The sequence below is a fragment of the Rhizobium sp. 18065 genome, from assembly GCF_902706095.1.
GTDB lineage: Bacteria > Pseudomonadota > Alphaproteobacteria > Rhizobiales > Rhizobiaceae > Allorhizobium.
Window position 1 is genome coordinate 334,128 of the sequence record NZ_CACSJP010000004.1, and the last position, 19,707, is coordinate 353,834.

Genomic DNA, 19,707 nt, shown 5'->3' on the forward strand with positions numbered 1-19,707 from the left:
GGTTTACAAGTTTGGCTTGAAATCGCCTACATCGAATGCGTGCATATCCTGCAGCAACTCGACCAGCCCATTCACGGCATGCGACAGCAATCTCTCGCCCTTGGCTGCGATTGCTGCGCTGGCATTGCCGGCGACGCCCTGCGGGTTGAGATCGGACATCTTCCAGCCGAAGGCGTGCGGGCCATAAGCCCGCAGGTGCTTGTAGCGCGTGGCAAACTCGGATTGGCGGGAGGGGAAGTCCGCCGCTTTCGCCATGTCGACGAGGTCCGGCCTGAGGGCGAGCATGACCGAGGTCTCGATGTCACCGCCATGGATGTCGATCGCCTTGGCCTCGGGGGCGACGACGTCTTCCGGAATGCCGAAACGGGTCCAACTGGTGGCGGTGACGAGCATGTCGAAACGCATGCGTGCCTCGGTGGCGACGATGGTGAGAAGTGGCGAATTGCCGCCATGGGCATTCAGCAGAACGAGCTTGCGGACGCCCTTGTCATGCAGATCCGACGCGATGGCCAGCCATCGGTTTATAGCCTCTTCGAAGGCAAGCGTCCTGGTGCCTGGGATATCCATATGCTCGATCGAATATCCGACCGGCTCGACCGGCAGGACGGTGACGGGGAGATCTGCAGGCAGGACGGCGATCAGCCGCTCGACAATGCCCTGGGCGATGATCGTGTCGGTCTCGAAAGGCAGATGCGGACCGTGCTGTTCGGTCGCGCCGAGCGGCAGGACAGCGATCCAGTCGGCGCGGTCGGTCGGCGCCATATGCGGATCGTTATCCGTGAACAACGGCTTTGGCATCGCCATCTGGCATCCCTTCCTGATCTTCGTTATGACTTTCGCGCGCAGGTCGCACCGGTGCACCAAATTGTGGGCACCCATCGAGGGGCGCCAACAGAGCGTCCGTCGAGAGGCGCGAGGGAGACTAATGGCGAAAAAGGACAAAAGCGACAAGGATCGCGGTGACAAGAGCGAGAAGAAGAAGGGATCGAAGAAGAAAGATTTTTCCCAGCCCGGTCTGCTCGCCGCCTCCGTCACCCAGGTTGCGCGCGCGATGCGCACGCGGCTGTCGCATGGTCTTGCCGATAGCGGGCTTTACGCCGGACAGGACGGTGTCGTGCAACTGCTTGCCCAGGATGACGGGTTGACGCCGGGAATGCTGGCGCAGAAGCTGGGGGTCAAGGCGCCGACGATGACCAGGACGATCGGGCGCATGGAGGCACAGGGCTTCGTCACGCGCCAGGCGGACGAACGCGACGCGCGGCTGACCAAGGTCTACCTGACGGAAGAGGGGCGCAGCAGCGTCGAGCGGATCGCGCTTGCGGCCGCCGATTGCGAGCAGCAGGCCACAATCGGTCTGTCGGCCAAGGAGATCAAATCGCTGATCAAGCTTTTGATCCAGGTTGAAGCCAATCTGTCTGAAAAGGCCGGCACTTTGCGTCCGAGCGCAGAACTCACTGCCGGACCTGGCGAAGATGAAGATTGAAAAGACGATTTCAATTGTTTAATTAAACGGTTTAAGTCCGCGGAAGCGGCGCTTCTGGTTTGCTGCGAGGGAGGATACGTGGCTCAAAAGGTGAAGCTTTCAACGATTGCCGAGAGCCTTGGGCTATCGACGGCGACCATTTCCCTTGCCCTGCGCGACAGTCCGTTGGTGGCTGTCGATACACGCGAGAAGATCAAGGAACAGGCCCGAACGCTCGGCTATATCTACAATCGTCGCGCCGCCAGCCTGCGCACGTCTCGATCCGGCATCATTGGCGTCGTGGTGCATGACATCATGAACCCTTTCTACGGCGAAATCCTGAAAGCCATCGAGACCGAACTCGACCGAAGCCGCCATACCTTCATTCTGTCCAACCACTACGATTCCGTCGACAAGCAACGCATGTTCATCGAAACCCTGCTGCAGCTTGGCGGCGATGGCGTGATCATGTCGCCGGCGATCGGCACGCCGCCGGAAGATGTCCAGCTTGCCGAAAACAACGGCATGCCGGCGATCTTCGTGGCGCGTTCGATGGAAGGCGTCGATGTGCCGATCTATCGCGGCGACGATACCTACGGCATCTCGCTTGCAACCAACCATCTGATCGGGCTCGGCCATCGCCACATCGCGATGATCGGCGGCACGGACCAAACCTCGACGGGGCGCGACCGTTACCAGGGGTATGTCAACGCGTTGCGCAAGGCAGGCATCGAGGTCGATACCAGCCTTCGCATCCCCGGTCCGCGCACCAAGCAGGGTGGTTTCGAAGCGGCTGTACATTTCCTGTCACTGCCGCAGAAGCCGACGGCTGCCGTGTGCTGGAACGATCTGGTCGCGATCGGCCTGATGAACGGCATTTCGCGCGCAGGACTGATCCCCGGCCAGGATATTTCGGTGACCGGCTATGACGATCTCGAGGAAGCCTCGATCGCCACGCCTTCGCTGACAACGGTCTGGAACGGCCAGGCGGAAGTCGGGCGGCTTGCCGCCCGCGCACTGCTCGACAAGCTGGCCGGCAGCCATGAGCCGGACGGCATTCACCTGATCAAGCCGGAGATGCGGATCCGTCAATCGACCGCACCCATTCGTCGCTGATCGAGCCAAGGAGATTACCATGAGCGCCGAGCGCATTACCGTCCTCATCCCGGGACGCATTCACCCGCGCGCCCGCGCACGTCTTGCCGAACGCTTCGAACTTCTGGAGATAGCCAGTGCGGACCAGCCCGGCCTGACGCAAGCGCAGGCCGCGAAGGTTGTCGGTGCCGCCGTTTCGGGCCGGTTCCCGGCCACCCTGATCGAGATTTTGCCCAATCTCAAGGTGATCGCGAGCTTCGGCGTCGGCTATGATGGTGTGGATGTGCAGGCTGCTGCGGCTCGTGGCATTGTCGTGACCAATACACCGGACGTGCTGAATGATGAAGTGGCCGATACGGCGATTGCGCTTCTGCTCAATACGGTGCGGCGCCTGCCGGCGGCGGAAAACTACCTGCGCGCCGGTCGCTGGGTGCCGGAAGGTCCGTTTGCCCTGTCGCCGCTGTCGCTGAAAGGTCGCCATGTCGGCATTCATGGGTTGGGGCGTATCGGCTTGGAGATCGCTGCCCGGCTGGAGCCGTTCAAGGTGACGATCAGCTACCACACGCGCCGGCCGCGCAGCGATGTTTCCTATGGCTATCACGATACACTTCTGGGTCTGGCGTTGGCCGTCGATACCCTGATCTCGATCGTTCCGAAGACGCCGGAAACCATCGGCGCGATCAATGCCGACGTGCTGAAAGCGCTGGGACCGAATGGTGTTCTGATCAATGTCGGGCGTGGCACCACCGTGGACGAGCCGGCTTTGATCTCCGCGCTGCAAGACGGGACGATTGCGGCTGCCGGTCTCGATGTCTTTGCCGAGGAGCCGAAGGTTCCGGCAGGGTTGCTCGATCTGGAGAATGTCTCCCTGCTGCCGCATGTCGCATCGGCTTCCATTCCGACCCGCAATGCGATGGCCGATCTGGTGGTCGACAACCTGCTGGCCTGGTTCGATACGGGAAGGCCGTTGACGCCTGTGCCCGAGACGCCGCTCACGTCCTGATTAGCGTCATTGGCAGGGCGTGATTCATCCAGCCTTCCGCAAGCTTCGGGGCGCATGTTTTCAGATGAGACATGCGGCTCCGACCTAGGAGGCTCTGATGAAGGCATATGCTTTTTTGCTGACGGCAAGTGTTGGCTTCGCCAGTCTTGGTTTCCTGGGTCTGGCGCAGTCGCATGGCGACGACCCGGCCAACGGCGCAGAACTGGCCGATCCGATCATTTCGGGAACGATCCCGGTTCGACCGTCGATCATGTCGGCGAGCAACATGCACGCTTCGCCACCGGCGATCTTTTCCATTTCGAACTTCGACAGGCAGACGGTCTGTCTGGTCGAGCGTGGCGCGACATTGACCAGTCGCAGCCGCGGATTTTTCGCGCCACCGGATTGTGACAGTGTCTGGCCAGGGCTGGCACAGGTGGAAAACTGGACGCAGAACGATGACGGCACGGTGACGCTGACAAATGGCAACGGCGCCCTGGTGCTGACGCTGGTGCGCAGCAAGAGTTTTTCCTATGAGGTCGCCGATCCGGCCGGTGTCGATATCGCGCTGCTGATGCTGCCGTAACGGCTCTCAGCCGCGCGCGGCGACATAGGCTCTGACGGCATCGCCGAAGGCCTCGAACAAGGCCCGCGACGGCTTGTCGGTTTCGGCCCAATATTCCGGGTGCCATTGCACGCCGATGGCAAAACCCTTGGCATCGATCACCGATACGGCCTCGATCGTTCCGTCTTCAGCCAGCGCTTCCACCTGCAGTCGCGGTGCGGTCCTGGAGATCGCCTGACGGTGCAGCGAATTGACCGGAACCGGACCGGCGCCGAGATAGCGCGCAATGCACGAGCCTTCGGCAATGATCACGTCCTGGCGGATGCTGTACATGATATCGCGGTCGGCATGCTGTGGCTTGCGGTGGTCCCACATGCCCGGCTGCTCCTGGATTTCCGAGGCGAGTGTGCCGCCCATGGCGACGTTGAGTTCCTGAATGCCGCGGCAGATCGCCAGCAGCGGAATGCCGCGATCGATCGCGCGCCGGATCAATGGCAGGGTGGTTGCATCGCGTGCCGGGTCGAAGGGGCCGTCGGCCTCGGTTGCCACGGCGCCGTAGAGCGACGGGTGGACATTGGTTGCCGATCCCGAAACGATTACGCCATCGACACGATCAAGGATCGCATCGGTATCATTGCCCTCTTCGAACGCCGGAATGATGAAGGACATGACATCGGCGACCTTCAATGCGGCGCTGACATACTGGTTCTGTGCGGCATGCCAGTTCGCTCCATCGAATTGGCGGATATCGGCGGGAATGGCAATAATCGGCTTCGGCATGCGTATCTCCGGCAATCTTCGGCGCGAATTCATGCGCTTTCTGCCTGGGGGAAGTCAAGTTGCTGCAATTGCCCAAAATGACGGCGAAAGCAGACGATTATTCCTCGAATTGCGGTGTGTGCCTATAGAATAGGCGAATGAAACCGGTATCTTACGGGCATATTCAACCACGCTTTGCAATTGTTCGAAAGACTAGAGCAGTTCGACTTGAAACGGTCTGGTCAACATGGTTAGTTTCATATCTGCTGCCGGGAGGGGAGCGTAAAAACGCTGTGCCGGTGGAGCAACCACTCATGGAGGAATTACGTGGATCGTCGTTCATTTATCAAAAAGGCAGGCGTTGCCAGTGCAGGCGCTGCTGCTTCGACCGTTCTTGCGGCACCAGCCATTGCGCAGGAAAATGAAAAGATCACCTGGCGTCTGACGTCTTCGTTCCCGAAGGCGCTCGACACCATCTTCGGCGGCGCTGAGGATATCGCGGCGCGTGTGGCGGCAGCGACCGACGGCAATTTCACCATCCAGACCTATGCGGCCGGTGAAATCGTTCCCGGTCTGCAGGCGGCTGATGCCGTGACGGCCGGCACGGTCGAAATGTGCCATACCTGCTCTTACTATTATGTCGGCAAGGACCCGACATTCGCGATCGGCACGGCCATTCCTTTCGGCCTCAATGCCCGTCTGACCAATTCCTGGTTCTACAACGGCAATGGCAATACGCTGCTCAACGAATTCTACGCCAAGCACAATCTCTACGGCATGATTGCCGGCAATACCGGCGCGCAGATGGGTGGCTGGTTCCGCAAGGAAATCAACACGGTCGATGATCTCAAGGGCATCAAGATGCGCATTGCCGGCCTGGCCGGCAAGGTGGTGGAAAAGCTCGGCGTCGTGCCGCAGCAGATCGCCGGCGGCGACATCTATCCGGCGCTTGAAAAGGGCACGATCGATGCGGCCGAATGGGTCGGTCCGTATGACGACCAGAAGCTCGGCTTCTACAAAGTGGCGAAATACTACTACTATCCCGCCTTCTGGGAAGGTGGCCCGGTCATCCACGCTTTCGTCAATCTCGACAAGTGGAATGCCCTGCCGAAGCGCTACCAGGCCGTCTTGCAGGATGCCTGCTCGTTTGCCAACACCAACATGATGGCAAAATACGACGCGAAGAACCCGATCGCGATCAAGGAACTGGTCAATGCAGGCACGGTGCTGCGTCCGTTCAGCCAGGAAATTCTGGAAGCCTGCTTCAATGCAGCCCAGGAAGTCTATGCCGATATTTCAGCCACCAATCCAGACTTCAAGAAGATCTATGAAGATCAGGTTGCCTTCAAGCGCGAAGGTTATCTGTGGATGCAGCTGTCGGAGTATACGTTCGACACGTTCATGATGATCCAGCAGCGCAACGGCAAGCTCTGATCGCTGCCGCAGGGCTGAATATGCATAAAAGTCAGGCCCCGGAGTTACCGCTCCGGGGCCTTTTCTATTTGCGTTTTGCGCTGTCATTGCTGAAACGAAAAACCCCGATCTGACGATCGGGGTTTTGTCTGCTCAGGTATGCCGTGGCTACTTGATGACCGGCGGCTGGCTGAGATCGATTGCAGGGGCCGGAACGACCGGGGCTGCACCGGATGGTGCGGGCGCCTGCCCAGGCAGGCCGTTGTCACCGAGCGGCGGGAGGCCGAAATTCGGCTGCGGCGTTGCGCCATTGTCGCTTCCGAGTGGCGGAAGGCCAAAGTTCGGCTGTGTCGAACCACCATTGTCCAGTCCGGAATTGGGGATCTGAATTTGGATCGTGTCACCATTCGGCACTGCCTGATCTCCCTTGTAGTGCATGACCAGTCCGGGGAAGGCGATGACGACCAAGATCATGATGAACTGGATGATGATATAGGGCACGACACCCTTGTAGATATCCAGCGTCTTGATGCCTTCGCGCATCTGTCCCGTGACCTTGTCCTTCCACCGGCCCTCGGGCGCGACCGAGCGCAGGTAGAACAGGGAGAAGCCGAACGGCGGAGTCAGGAACGATGTCTGCAGGTTGATACCGAGAATGATGCCGAACCAGACAAGGTCAATCCCGTGGCTCTGGGCGACCGGTGCCAGAAGCGGCACCATGATGAAGGCGATCTCGAAGAAATCGAGGAAGCAGCCGAGGATGAAGATGATGATCGTGACGGCGATCAGGAAGCCATATTCGCCGCCGGGCAGCGCCAGCATCAGGTCTTCGATCCAGACATTGCCGTTGATGCCGTAGAAGGTCAGGCCGAAGACGCGCGCGCCGATCAGGATCATCATGACGAAAGCCGAAAGGCGCGTGGTGGCATCCAGGGCATTCTTCAGGATTGCGATCGACATGCGGCGCTTGGCCGTTGCGATGATCAAGGCGCCTGCCGCGCCCATCGCGCCGCCTTCGGTCGGCGTGGCGATGCCGAGGAAGATGGTTCCGAGGACGAGGAAGATCAGGGCGAGCGGCGGGATCATCACGATCACCACTTCCTGCGCCAGACGGGAAATAATGTTGAGGTTGTAAGCCTTGTTGGCGAGAGCAAAGACATAGACGGTGATGACGCTGAAGCTCAATGCCGCGACCAGTTGCCATTCCGGGCTGGCAATGCTGGTAAACAGCACTTCATGGCCGAGGAAATAGAGGCCGGCGCCAATCGCGATCATGACGAAAAGCGAGGTGACGCCATCGCCAAGCGTGCGCGCCTCCTTGGGAAGTGCGGGGGCCCATTCGGGTTTGAACAGGGTGACGAGGAAGATGTAGGTGCAATAGGCACCGATGATCATCAGGGCCGGATAGAGTGCGCCGACATACATGTCCCCGACGGAGCGGCCGAGCTGGTCGGCCATGACGATCAGGACGAGCGATGGCGGCACGATCTGGGCCAGCGTTCCCGACGCTGCGATCGTTCCCGACACCAGGGGGCCGTTGTATTTGTAGCGCAGCATGATCGGCAGCGAGATCAGGCCCATGGCCATGACGGAGGCCGCTACCACGCCCGTGGTTGCTCCGAGCAGCGCGCCGACAAGGATGACCGCGTAGGCCAGGCCGCCGCGGACCGGTCCGAAGAGCTGGCCGATCGTATCGAGCAGATCCTCGGCCATGCGGGATCGTTCAAGGATAATACCCATCAGCGTGAAGAACGGGATCGACAGCAGCGTGTCGTTGTACATGACCCCGTAGATGCGTTCGGGGTGGGATTGCAGCAGCGGCCAGAACAGGCGGATTTCGGAGGAGAAGACCGACAGTTCGACGCCGATGGCAAAATAGATCAGTCCGCCGGCTGCGAGCGTGAAGGCGACAGGATAGCCAAGCAGCAACAGCGCCATGACGCTGGTGAACATGATCGGGGCAAGGTTGTGGGCAATCAGGTCGATCATGTTACTGCTCCAGCTCCTGATTGACATCTGCGGCGTTGGGCTTTGCCTTCAGGTGACCGCTGAGGATTGCAGCCCGCTTGATGATCTCGGACACGGCCTGGGCCGTCAGCAGGATGAAACCGACCAGGACGGCAGCCTTGGCAGGCCAGATGATCAGGCCACCGGCGCTCGAGGACATCTCGCCCGACCAGAATGAATTCCAGAACCACGGCCAGGCAAGCCAGGCCATCAGGAAAGCGAAGGGCACAAGGAAGATCGTATGCAGGATCAGGTCGATCCAGTCGCGTGTCCTCTGGCTCCAGGAGCTGGAGAGAACATCGATGCGGATATGTTCGTTTTCCAGAAGTGCATAGGCAGCACCGAGCATGAAGACGGTACCGTACAGATACCACTGCAGTTCAAGCCAGGCGTTTGACGAAACATCAAACAGCTTGCGGACGACGGCGTTGCCGGCGCTGATCAGAACTGCAGCCAGCAGCAACCATGAAACCGAGCGCCCGATGGCCCCGTTGATCGCGTCGATCAGCCGGGTGATGGCCAACAAGAATGTCATAGCAAATCTCTCCCTAGACGTACTTCGTCCATAGAACATGCGCCAAGGGCACGCAACCGGGACCCCCTGCATTGCAGTGGGACGCGTACTAAAGTCCTATGTCTTTCGATGTATGGGCCGCTCGATTGTCGGCTCCGGCAAGCTGCACTCGGTCTGCACTCAAGGCGCGAAATGGCACTTGAACAATTTTAACATTTCCGGTTCCCTGACTTTAACAGGTTCTGCGTTAGCCATTTGCCTGCACGTCCAGCAGGGCAGGGTCTGCCGGTCTATGTTCTTCGCTTTATTGTTTTGTTTCCGGCACATGATGCATCCTCGCTGTTTAGGCGACCTGTAAGACACATGAAAGAGATCTTGGTTGTCCAGTGAGATTCGACGTCTAGCTTGCCTGGAGGGCAGATGACCGAGGACGACGTGAAGCAGAGCGTGCCGACAGATGTCTATCTGTCTTTTGTCAGTTCCCTGTTCGACAACCGTTCGACGCTGTTCACCGGCATGGTCGTGCATATCGTGACGTTCGTCGCGGTCTATGTGCAGACCGGCGCGCCGTTCTATATTTTCCTGGCCTGCTGCTTCGCCTTCGTGTTCGCCAACCGGCTCTACTGGTTCTTCGAGTTCGACAAGCTCGACAAGTCCAAACTGAGCCGGGGGGAGATCGCCCGGTGGGAAAGGCGCTATGTGCTGGGGGCTGCCTCGACTGCGGCCATTCTCGGCATTGGCAGCGGTTATGCCCTGCTTGCCTTCGAAGACACGTTTGCCGAGCTCGCCTGCATCGCGGTGACGATGGCGTCGATGGTGTCGGTTGTTGGCCGCAATTACGGATCGCGGCTGGCTGTCGATCTGCAGACGCTGGCCTGTTGCGTGCCGATGATTATCGGCAGCCTCCTGGCGCAGGACGCGTTCAAGGCGCTGCTGGCGCTGATGCTCATTCCGTTCGGCCTGACCACCCGGGCGATGGCCAATGGCGTGCGGGAGTTCCTCTACGACAATGTCATCGCGACACGGGAAATGGCGAAGATCGCCAATCGCTTCGATACGGCGCTGAGCAACATGACGCATGGCTTGCTGATGCTGGATCCGGAAAACCGGATCGAGGTGATCAATCGCAAGGCCTGCGACCTGTTGCATCTTGGCGAGCGCAGCCGGTTGCAGGGATGCGACCTCGATGTCGCTTTGCGCTACGGCGTGCGCCATACCTTTGTCGATGGCGCTATGTCGAACCTGCTGCAGAAGCAGTTGACGCAACTGATCCAGGGCACGACGAGCCGGGCGGTGATGCATTTCTCCGACGACCTCGTTCTGGAGTTTTCGGCGAGCAAACGGGATGAGGGTGGGGTTGTCCTGATTTTCGAGGATGTCACCGCACGTGTCAGCGCCGATCGCAAGATTCTGCACATGGCGCGCTTTGATGCGCTGACCGGCCTGCCGCAGCGCGGCTATTTTGCCGAGTTGGTGCGGGAGCGGCTGGAGCGAAAGGGCGACCATGGCGCCGCTGTCGGCTTCATGATTGTCGATGTCGATGACTTCAAGCATGTGAACGATTTCAAGGGGCATCTGAATGGTGACCGTCTGCTGGTCGCAATCGGGACGCGCCTGACGGGACTTGCGGACGGTCTGGCAGTGGTTGGCCATCTGGTCGGCGACCAGTTCGTCCTGTTCTTTCCGAATGCCGATGATCGACACGATCTGGAATTGCAGATGCGGTCGCTGCATGAGCGGGCTGCGGGCCACTACGACGTCGAAGGATTGAGGCTGCCGGTCGCATTCTCAGCCGGTGGTGCCGTGCTGGCGAGCGACGATCCGCGGCTGGAAGAGTGGCCGGTCAAGGTCGACATCGCGTTGTTCGAATCGAAGTCGCGCGCCAAGGGCGGCTTTACCCTGTTCGTCGAGGAAATGGATGCACGCTACAATGAGGGGCAGCGACTGAAGGCTGATCTGAGGACGGCGATTGCCGATCAGGCGATCACGGTCATGTACCAGCCGATGTATACGCCGGACGGTCGCGATGTGAAATGTTGCGAGGCGCTCGCGCGCTGGACACATCCGGAAAAGGGGCCGATTGCGCCTAATGTCTTCATCCAGGTGGCCGAGGAAATGGGGCTGGTGGCCGAGATTACCCGGCAGGTGCTGCGTACCGCTTGTGTCGACTGCATGACCTGGCCCGAAGCCATTGCCGTCTCGGTCAATCTGTCCGTACATGACCTGCGTGGCGAGGGCCTCGTCGAGGTGGTCCAGGCGATCCTGGCGGAGACCGGCCTGCCGACCAGTCGGCTGCATCTGGAAGTCACGGAAAGCAGCCTGATCGAGGAACTGTCGGCGGCGCGGGCCGTTCTGGACCAATTGCGGGCTCTGGGAATCACGATTTCCATTGATGATTTCGGCACCGGCTTTTCCAGCCTCAGTTATCTCGACACCCTGCCGATCGACATCGTCAAGATCGACCGATCGTTCGTTCGTGATATCGGCGACAATACACGCCGGCTGAAGCTGCTACGGGGAATTGTCAGCCTGGCGCGCGGGCTCGATATGAAGATCGTTGTCGAGGGGGTCGAGACGGCCGAGCAATTGGCCCTGCTGACGAAGTACCACTGCGCAGACCTGATCCAAGGCTATGTGTATTCGATGCCGATATTTTCGCAAGCCGTGCCGCAGCGGGTTCGCCAGGCGCAGAAAAAAATCGGAAAAAGCAAAACCGACGTCGCTTGAATTAGGGCAAGCTACATTTCGCGTATCCGCGCCAACGTTGGTTTGCAGGTATTCCTGAGAACTGGTATCATGTGATACTATTAAGCTTAACTATTTGAATTTTATTAATCTATTAATTCTTGGGGGAGCGGCATAATTTTCTCCATGCTAGCCATTAACCAACTGTTAACCATAGTTGGATCGTTGCCATGGAGTTGGAAGGCTTCCCCGAGAAGCTCATGCGGTATCTCGACCATATCGAGTACCGGCGAATCGAAAGCAGCGAGGACATGGCGGCGATCGAGCAGCTGCGCTACAAGGCCTACAAGGCTGCGAATGTCCTGCCTGTGGCCGCTCCGAGCATGATCGATGATGCCGATTTCGATGACCACGCCTATGTCTTCGGCGTCTATTATTTCGAGGAACTTGTCAGCACGATCCGGCTGCACCATGTCACGCCTCTGCAGCGTTTGTCGCAATCTGCCGGGGTCTTCCCGGAGATCATGGAAGCCTATCTCGACGCGGGCCTGACGCTGATCGACCCGGCTCGGTTCGCCGTCGATCCCGATGTGGCCGCCGAGTTGCCGGTGCTGCCCTATCTGACGCTTCGGCCGAGCATCGTTGCGGCCGCCTATTTCAAGGCAAACCTTGTCTTGCAGCATGTGCGGCCTGCGCATGCGGCTTTCTACAAGCGGGTCTTCTATGCCGAGACCGTCGTCGAGCGGCGGATGACGGAGATCTACGGACTGGAGCTGACCCTGATGGCGACGAACACGCACAGGACCGGCGACAAGTTGCTCAGGCGGTATCCGTTTTTCGATTCGGGCGTACACGAGCGCCGGTTGATGTTCGGTCGCGGTGTGCAGCGGGAGATGCCGGCACCGTTGACGATCTTGCCATCGGCGCGTCTTGTGGCGACCGGCAAGATCAGCGGGGCGGTTGCCGGTCTTGATTATTAAGCAAGGTGACTGTGTGCAGATTGCACTCGACGATGCCTTTGTGTATTCGATGAAAGACTGAATTGGCCGGAATCGGACGGGTGCGCATCGAGGCACCTGACCGCACCCGCCGGCAAAGCCTTTAGATTGGGAGACAGAGCATGAGCGAACATCATTCCGGTCCGGTCGAAACCGGCGCTCCGATGAACTATGCCGAGCACGAGAAGACCTACGAAGCATTTCTAGCCGCGACAAAGTTCGGCACGATCATTCTGGTTGCCCTGATGATTGCGATGGGCATCGGCTTCTTCACAAGTGCCGGCCTGATCGGCGGCTTCCTGGCCTGGATCGCATTGAGCGCGGCCGGCGTCGTGCTGATGCGCTAAGGCCAATCGGCGGCTTCCGCCATTTGACGATACCAGAACCGCTGGTCATGGCTCAAACGAGCCGATGATCGGCGGTTTTTTTGTGTATGGCGCTCCGAATTGTCTGGCGAATATGTTGATCGAGGCACCCGACTGCCACAAAAAAAGCGGTGAGGGATGCTCACCGCTTTTGCAACACAGTATGATCGCTTGATCAGCTGGCGACGCGCGTGCGGGCAAGGCCCTGCTTGGCAGGATCGTATTTCGGATCGAGCTGCAGCGCGTGCGAATAGGACTTTGCCGCACGGGCCTTGTCGCCGCGACGCTCATAGATCAGCGCTTGGTTGGCCCAGCTCTCGGCCAGCTTGTTGTTCAGCTCGATCGCCAGGTTGAAGTCCGCGAAAGCGTTTTCGTCGTTGTTCTGCGCGACATAGGAAACGCCTCGGCCATTGTACGGCTCAGGTGCGCGGGGCGACATCGATATGGCCTTGGAGAAGTCGTCGATCGCCTTGGCGTGGTCGCCACGCAGCTGGTAGATCAGGCCGCGATTGTGATAGGCGCGGCCATCGGTCGTGTCGAGCTGGATGGCGCGGTTGAAATCGCCGAAGGCTTCATCGACGCGGCCGGCCTGGCGGTAGATATTGCCGCGGCCGATATAGGCGACATCGTAATTCGGATTGATCTTCAGCGCTGCATTGTAGTCAGCTGCGGCTTCGACCGGCTTGCCCATGTTGCGGTAGACGAGGGCGCGGTTGGCATAGGCCTGATAGAAGCTCGGGTTGAGCTGCAGGGCCGTGTTGAAATCGTCGATGGCGCGCTTGAAGTCACCGGAGCGACCATAGGCGGAGCCACGCACGTTGTAGCCTTCCGGATCGCGCGGATTGGACTGGATGACGCTGGACAGCGACGCGATGTTTTCCTCGGACCCCTGGGCGCGGTCGAGCTTGATAACGTCGGTCGATTCGTTGGTCGTCGCACAACCTGCCAGGGACAGAAGTGCAATCACGGCTGCGGCTGAAACATAGCGTCTCTTACGGTCGGCGGTGAGGGCGGTCGAAAAGACGGTCGTTTCGGTCATGATTGCTAGTCGTCCAGCCGCTGGGCGCAGGCGAACCTGACGGGCAGCGTTAAGTTGAGTTACATATCAAAAGAGCGGCGGCGATTGTTCGCCCCCGCCCTCATTTCACAGGAAAACGTCTAAATCGGGGCCGATTAGCGAGCAGCCGGACGGGCCGCAGCAGCCGGGCGAGCCGGAGCAGCAATCAGGCCTTCGCGCTGCATGCGCTTGCGTGCCAGCTTGCGAACGCGGCGAACGGCTTCAGCCTTCTCGCGAGCACGCTTCTGCGACGGCTTCTCGTAGAAGTCGCGCATCTTCATTTCACGGAAGATGCCTTCGCGCTGCATTTTCTTCTTGAGAGCGCGGAGCGCCTGATCAACGTTGTTGTCGCGGACAAGTACCTGCACGTCTATCCCGTTCCTTTGGTTCTTTGAGTTGTCATTCCGGTGACGAACGATCCATCAACGGAAAAAGCAATGAGTTCCGCGGGCCTGTGAGCCCGGCGATTAGCGAGGGCAATTAACAGATCGCTTCACCGAAGTCCATATGGCGCAAGCGTTCCGGCCAATATATTTTGGCGCATCACGGGGTATTGCTGGGCGTGTCGAAAGCTGAGCCTCTATGCGTCGCAAAACGGACGTCATGACGCATATTGATTTGCGACAGCTATCGTCCTACCCAGATGCCTGAACCACAGGAGTTTAAGGCGAATGCGCAAATATTCGGTCTTTGCCGTTGTCCGCGAGGCAATGCGTGCCCACAAGGGATGGGAGGCTCAGTGGACCTCTCCCGAACCCCGGCAATCCTACGACGTGATCATCATCGGTGCCGGCGGCCACGGCCTGGGTGCTGCCTATTATCTTGCCAAGGAACACGGCATCACCAATGTGGCGGTGATCGAGAAGGGTTGGCTGGGCGGCGGCAATACCGGCCGAAACACCACTATCATCCGGTCCAACTATCTCTATGAAGAGAGCATGGACATCTACGAGCACTCGCTGAAGCTCTGGGAGGGCCTCAGCCAGGACCTCAACTACAATGTCATGTACTCGCCGCGCGGCGTGATGATGCTGTCGCATAATGTGCATGACCAGCAGTCGTTCAAGCGGCACATCAATGCCAATAATCTCTATGGCATCGACAATGAATGGCTGACGCCGGAACAGGCCAAGGCCTTCTGTCCGCCTCTCGATATTTCCAAAACCGCCCGCTATGCGATCAACGGTGCTGCCCTGCAGCGTCGCGGTGGAACGGCGCGTCACGATGCGGTTGCCTGGGGCTTTGCCCGTGCGGCCTCCGATCGCGGCGTGCATATCATCCAGAACTGCGAAGTTACTGGCATCCGCCGTGGACCGGGTGGCGAAGTCACCGGTGTCGATACGACACGCGGCTTTATCGGCGCGAAGAAGGTCGGCGTTTCGGCGGCCGGTCATTCGTCGGTGGTCATGGGCATGGCGGGTGTTCGCCTGCCGGTTCATTCGACGCCGCTGCAGGCGCTGGTCTCCGAGCCGATGAAGCCGATTTTCCCCTGCGTGGTCATGTCCAACACGGTGCATGCCTATATCTCGCAGTCGGACAAGGGCGAACTGGTCATCGGTGCCGGTACCGACCAGTACAATTCCTATAGCCAGACCGGCGGCATGCAGATCATCACGCATACGCTCGACGCCATCTGCGAGCTGTTCCCGATGTTCCGCCGCGTCAAGATGATGCGCCAGTGGGGCGGGATCACCGACAACACGGCCGACCGTTCGCCGATCCAGAGCGTGACACCGGTTCAGAACCTGTTCGTCAATGCAGGCTGGGGAACCGGCGGCTTCAAGGCGACGCCGGGTTCGGCCAATCTGTTCGCGCATCTGATCGCCAAGGGCGAGCCGCATCGTCTGGCCCAGGGCCTGACGCTCGATCGCTTCCGCACCGGCCGCCTGATCGACGAGGCAGCTGCTGCTGCCGTCGCTCACTGATTTCAAGGATCGCCGACCATGCTGATCATCAAATGCCCCTATTGCGAAGAAGAGCGTTCTGAGCTCGAATTTCGCGCCGCTGGCGAAGCCCATATCGCCCGGCCTGCCAGTATCTCGGCGATTTCCGACGAGGAATTTGCGGACTATTTCTTCCTGCGTGACAACCCGAAGGGTCTGATCTTCGAACGCTGGCGCCATATCCATGGCTGCGGCCGCTTCTTCAATGCGGCGCGCGACACCATCAGCGACAAGATCCTCCTGACCTACAAGGCCGGCGAGCCGATGCCCGATCCGGCAACGCTCGTCGCCTCTGCCGAGCCGAAGGGAGACAAGGCATGAGCGCCGCCAACCGTATTCCGGGCAAGGGCCGCCTGACGCCCGCCCGCACATCCCGCTTCACGCTCGATGGCCGCAGTTTGACAGCCTATGAGGGCGATACCGTTGCCTCGGCAATGCTCGCCAATGGCATGCATCTGGCCGGCCGCTCATTCAAGTATCACCGCCCGCGCGGCATCCTGACCGCAGGTCCGGAAGAGCCGAATGCGCTGCTCGACATTTCGCGCGATGCGGCCCGCCGCCAGCCGAACGTGCGCGCCACGGTGCAGGAAGTGTTCGACGGCATGCGTGCAGAAACGCAGAACCGCTGGCCGTCGCTGACTTTCGACATCAGCGAAGTCAACAACCTGCTGGCGCCGTTCTTTGCTGCCGGCTTCTACTACAAGACATTCATGTGGCCGAAGGCAGCCTGGCACCAGATCTATGAACCCTTCATCCGTCGCGCCGCCGGTCTCGGTGTCGCGCCGACGGAAGCGGATCCGGATCACTATGCCAACCGTTATGCCCATTGCGACGTGCTCGTTGCAGGCGGCGGTGCAGCCGGACTTGCGGCGGCACTTGCCGCGGCCAAGACCGGCGTGCGGGTGATGATCGTCGACGAACAACCGGAAATGGGCGGTGCGTTCCATTACGATCTCGGCGCCACAGTCGAAGGCCAGAATGGATATGAGTGGGCGCAGGCAACCGTCGCCAAGCTCAATGCCATGTCCAATGTCACGGTGCTGACCCGCACGACGGCTTTCGGTTATCACAACCACAATTACGTCGCTCTGGTCGAGCGCGTGACCGACCATATCTCGAACCCGGGCAAGGCCCTGCCGCGCGAGCGTTTGTGGCAGGTGCGGGCCAAGCGCGTGATCATCGCCAGCGGCGCGATCGAGCGTCACATGGTGTTTGCCAACAATGACCGTCCGGGCATCATGCTGGCATCCGCAGGGCGCACCTATCTCAACCATTTCGGCGTGGCCGTCGGTTCGAAGGTCGGTGTCTATACGGCGCATGATTCCGCCTATGAAGCGGCGATCGACCTGAAAAAGGCCGGCGTGTCAGTCCCGGTCATCGTCGATGCCCGCGAAAAGCCGGGCGAGAAGGTGCTGGCGGAAGCCCGTGCTCTGGGTATCGAAGTGCTCACCGGTTCCGGTGTTGTCGATACGGCCGGGCGTCTGCGCGTGCGTTCGATCACCGTTCGCCGCAATGGTGGCGGTTCCAGCCGCAAGATCGAAGTCGATGCGCTGCTGATCTCCGCCGGCTGGACGCCGTCGGTGCATCTGTTCTCGCAGTCGCGTGGCAAGCTGAAGTTCGATGCGGCCAACGACCGTTTCCTGCCGGATGTCTACGTGCAGGATTGTGTCAGCGTCGGCGCCTGCAACGGCACCGATGACCTGCAGGCCCTGCTGGACGAAGCGACCGCTGCCGGAGCCGCGATGGCCAAGGCTGCCGGTGCTGCGCAGGTTGTTGCCGTATCGCTCAGCGGTTCGAACGAACATGACTGGACCGGTGGCATGGTCGGTGCGGCCGAGGGTGCCGGTCGTGATACGACCGTCAAGGCCTTCGTCGACTTCCAGCACGATGTCTGCGCCAAGGACATTCGTCTTGCCGTGCGCGAAGGCATGCATTCGATCGAGCATATCAAGCGCTTCACCACCAACGGCATGGCGTCCGATCAGGGCAAGCTGTCGAACATGCATGGTCTGGCGATTGCCGCCGAAGTGCTGGGCAAGGAAATCCCAAAAGTCGGTCTGACGACCTTCCGCGCGCCCTACACGCCCGTCACCTTCGGTACGCTGATCAACCACTCGCGCGACGAGTTGTTCGATCCGGCGCGCAAGACGCCGATGCATGGCTATGAAGTGTCGCAGGGTGCCGAATATGAAGATGTCGGTAACTGGAAGCGCGCCTGGTATTATCCCAAGGCTGGCGAGGACATGCATGCGGCCGTCAACCGCGAGTGCAAGACCGTGCGCGATGTCGCCGGCGTGTTCAACGCCTCGACACTCGGCAAGATCGAGGTGGTCGGCCCGGATGCGGCCGAGTTCCTCAATCTGATGTATACCAATGCCTGGGACACGCTGAAGCCGGGCAAGGCGCGCTACGGCATCATGACCCGCGAAGACGGTTTCATCTATGACGATGGCGTCGTCGGTCGTCTCGCCGATGATCGCTTCCATGTCACGACGACCACGGGCGGTGCGCCGCGCGTGCTCAACCACATGGAAGACTATCTGCAGACGGAATTCCCGCATCTGAAGGTCTGGCTTACCTCGACCACCGAACAATGGGCGGTGATCGCGGTGCAGGGTCCGAAGGCACGCGACATCATCGCGCCTTTTGTCGGGGGCATCGACATCTCCAACGAAGCCTTCCCGCATATGAGCGTGGCCGAGGGCACCTTCTGCGGCGTGCCGACGCGTCTTTTCCGCGTGTCGTTCACCGGTGAACTTGGCTTCGAAGTCAACGTTCCGGCAGACTTCGGCGCCGACGTGTTCCGACAGATCTGGGAACGGGCGCAGTCTCTCGGTGCCTGCCTCTACGGCACCGAGACCATGCACGTGTTGCGCGCCGAGAAGGGCTATATCATTGTCGGACAGGACACCGACGGGACACTGACGGCCGACGATGCCGGCCTGTCCTGGGCGGTGTCGAAGAAAAAGACCGATTTCGTCGGTATCCGTGGGATGAAGCGTCCGGATCTTGTCAAGGAAGGCCGCAAGCAGCTGGTCGGCCTTATGACAAAGAACCCGAACGAGGTTCTGGAAGAAGGTGGCCAGATCGTCGTCGACCCGAACCAGCCGAAGCCGATGACCATGCTGGGCCACGTCACGTCGTCCTACTGGTCGGAAAACCTCGGGCGTTCCATTGCCATTGCGATGGTGGCCGGTGGCCGGGCGCGCATGGGCGAGACGCTGTATGTGCCGATGAAGGACAAGACCATTGCGGTCGAAGTGACCGACATGGTCTTCGTAGACAAGGAAGGAGGCCGGATCCATGGCTGAACCCGTGATTGCCGAACGTAAAACCGTTCTTTCCGGCTACCAGGGCGGAAGCGCCAAGGTGCGGCTGACACCGGCCTTGCCGGCCGGCCGCGCCGTGCTGCGCGCCCGCACTGAGGACCTCGGCGCACTGTCCACCTCGCTTGGCCTGAAACTGCCGGTCAAGCCGAGAGCTTCCGTTTTCGCCAAGGGCCGCACGGCATTCTGGATCGGCCCGGATGAATGGCTGCTGATCGACGAAAAGGGCGGCGACCTGATGGCTGATTGCGCGGCCTCCGGTGTCGCGCATTCGGCAACCGACGTGTCGCATCGCAACACAGCGATCATCGTGTCGGGCCCGGCATCGGCTGACGCGATCAACGCGGGCTCGGCGCTGGACCTTTCGCTTGCCGCATTCCCGGTCGGCGCGGTTACCCGTACTGTGTTCGGCAAGATCGAGATCATTCTCCACCGGGTCGAAGAAGAGACCTTCCGGGTCGAATGCTGGCGATCCTTTGCCACCTATGCCTTCGGCATGCTGTCCGAAGGGGCGCAAGACGCCTCGCTTTGAGAGA

At 60.1% G+C, this 19,707-nt stretch carries 18 protein-coding genes; 12 read left to right on the plus strand and 6 right to left on the minus strand.

Annotated elements, in window-relative coordinates:
- Positions 1–3 precede the first annotated feature (3 nt).
- Positions 4–804 carry a creatininase family protein gene (locus GVK95_RS12820; RefSeq protein WP_159950149.1) on the minus strand — a complete coding sequence of 267 codons (801 nt, stop codon included), beginning with the start codon at positions 802–804 and terminating at the stop codon, positions 4–6.
- Between the two features lie 121 nt (positions 805–925).
- Here GVK95_RS12820 and GVK95_RS12825 point away from each other — a divergent pair, with 121 nt between their 5' ends.
- The 4 genes from GVK95_RS12825 (at position 926) to GVK95_RS12840 (ending at position 4,125) form a co-directional block, all read left to right on the plus strand.
- Positions 926–1,483, plus strand: coding sequence for a MarR family transcriptional regulator (locus tag GVK95_RS12825; RefSeq protein WP_159950151.1), 558 nt, complete (start codon positions 926–928; stop codon positions 1,481–1,483).
- Between the two features lie 78 nt (positions 1,484–1,561).
- Positions 1,562–2,578 (plus strand): LacI family DNA-binding transcriptional regulator, encoded by a 1,017-nt coding sequence (locus tag GVK95_RS12830; protein WP_007608051.1) that lies wholly within the window; start codon positions 1,562–1,564, stop codon positions 2,576–2,578.
- A 19-nt stretch (positions 2,579–2,597) separates the two neighbouring features.
- Positions 2,598–3,560, plus strand: a complete 963-nt coding sequence (locus GVK95_RS12835) for a 2-hydroxyacid dehydrogenase (protein ID WP_159950153.1) — start codon at positions 2,598–2,600, stop codon at positions 3,558–3,560.
- Between the two features lie 97 nt (positions 3,561–3,657).
- Entirely contained in the window at positions 3,658–4,125 is a 468-nt protein-coding gene (locus tag GVK95_RS12840) for a hypothetical protein (protein WP_159950155.1), read from the plus strand.
- A 6-nt stretch (positions 4,126–4,131) separates the two neighbouring features.
- Here GVK95_RS12840 and GVK95_RS12845 read toward each other — a convergent pair whose 3' ends face one another.
- The gene (locus tag GVK95_RS12845; protein ID WP_007608046.1) at positions 4,132–4,884 is read right to left on the minus strand and encodes a gamma-glutamyl-gamma-aminobutyrate hydrolase family protein; all 753 of its coding nucleotides are present in this window, start codon (positions 4,882–4,884) and stop codon (positions 4,132–4,134) included.
- A 306-nt stretch (positions 4,885–5,190) separates the two neighbouring features.
- Between GVK95_RS12845 and GVK95_RS12850 the strand changes: the two genes are divergently transcribed.
- Complete coding sequence (locus GVK95_RS12850; protein ID WP_159950157.1) at positions 5,191–6,297, plus strand: TRAP transporter substrate-binding protein; 1,107 nt, start codon at positions 5,191–5,193, stop codon at positions 6,295–6,297.
- 147 nt (positions 6,298–6,444) lie between these two features.
- Here GVK95_RS12850 and GVK95_RS12855 read toward each other — a convergent pair whose 3' ends face one another.
- Positions 6,445–8,265: a TRAP transporter large permease subunit gene (locus GVK95_RS12855; protein WP_159950159.1), complete on the minus strand. Its 1,821-nt coding sequence runs from the start codon at positions 8,263–8,265 to the stop codon at positions 6,445–6,447.
- Between the two features lies 1 nt (position 8,266).
- Positions 8,267–8,818, minus strand: coding sequence for a TRAP transporter small permease subunit (locus GVK95_RS12860; RefSeq protein WP_159950161.1), 552 nt, complete (start codon positions 8,816–8,818; stop codon positions 8,267–8,269).
- Positions 8,819–9,217: 399 nt separating this feature from the next.
- Between GVK95_RS12860 and GVK95_RS12865 the strand changes: the two genes are divergently transcribed.
- From GVK95_RS12865 to GVK95_RS12875, 3 genes are all read left to right on the plus strand, one after another.
- On the plus strand, positions 9,218–11,524 hold the full coding sequence (locus tag GVK95_RS12865) for an EAL domain-containing protein (protein WP_159950163.1): 2,307 nt from the start codon (positions 9,218–9,220) through the stop codon (positions 11,522–11,524).
- A gap of 188 nt (positions 11,525–11,712) precedes the next feature.
- Positions 11,713–12,462: a hypothetical protein gene (locus GVK95_RS12870; RefSeq protein ID WP_159950165.1), complete on the plus strand. Its 750-nt coding sequence runs from the start codon at positions 11,713–11,715 to the stop codon at positions 12,460–12,462.
- Between the two features lie 140 nt (positions 12,463–12,602).
- A complete protein-coding gene (locus tag GVK95_RS12875) occupies positions 12,603–12,827 on the plus strand; it encodes an aa3-type cytochrome c oxidase subunit IV (protein WP_007608030.1) in 225 nt (74 codons plus the stop codon).
- A gap of 193 nt (positions 12,828–13,020) precedes the next feature.
- Here the strand turns inward: GVK95_RS12875 and GVK95_RS12880 are convergent, their stop codons facing one another.
- Positions 13,021–13,914, minus strand: coding sequence for a tetratricopeptide repeat protein (locus tag GVK95_RS12880; RefSeq protein WP_200844280.1), 894 nt, complete (start codon positions 13,912–13,914; stop codon positions 13,021–13,023).
- Positions 13,915–14,018: 104 nt separating this feature from the next.
- Positions 14,019–14,270, minus strand: a complete 252-nt coding sequence (gene rpsU, locus GVK95_RS12885) for a 30S ribosomal protein S21 (protein WP_007597334.1) — start codon at positions 14,268–14,270, stop codon at positions 14,019–14,021.
- A gap of 303 nt (positions 14,271–14,573) precedes the next feature.
- On the opposite strand from rpsU, the gene GVK95_RS12890 reads away from it, so the two are divergent.
- From GVK95_RS12890 to GVK95_RS12905, 4 genes are read left to right on the plus strand one after another with little or no spacing between them, the layout of a single operon-like run.
- On the plus strand, positions 14,574–15,827 hold the full coding sequence (locus GVK95_RS12890; protein WP_159950168.1) for a sarcosine oxidase subunit beta family protein: 1,254 nt from the start codon (positions 14,574–14,576) through the stop codon (positions 15,825–15,827).
- Between the two features lie 18 nt (positions 15,828–15,845).
- The gene (locus tag GVK95_RS12895; RefSeq protein ID WP_159950169.1) at positions 15,846–16,166 is read left to right on the plus strand and encodes a sarcosine oxidase subunit delta; all 321 of its coding nucleotides are present in this window, start codon (positions 15,846–15,848) and stop codon (positions 16,164–16,166) included.
- Positions 16,163–19,156, plus strand: coding sequence for a sarcosine oxidase subunit alpha (locus GVK95_RS12900; protein ID WP_159950170.1), 2,994 nt, complete (start codon positions 16,163–16,165; stop codon positions 19,154–19,156). The genes GVK95_RS12895 and GVK95_RS12900 overlap by 4 nt, the downstream gene beginning before the upstream one ends.
- Positions 19,149–19,703 (plus strand): sarcosine oxidase subunit gamma, encoded by a 555-nt coding sequence (locus tag GVK95_RS12905; protein WP_159950171.1) that lies wholly within the window; start codon positions 19,149–19,151, stop codon positions 19,701–19,703. The genes GVK95_RS12900 and GVK95_RS12905 overlap by 8 nt, the downstream gene beginning before the upstream one ends.
- Positions 19,704–19,707: the final 4 nt, after the last annotated feature.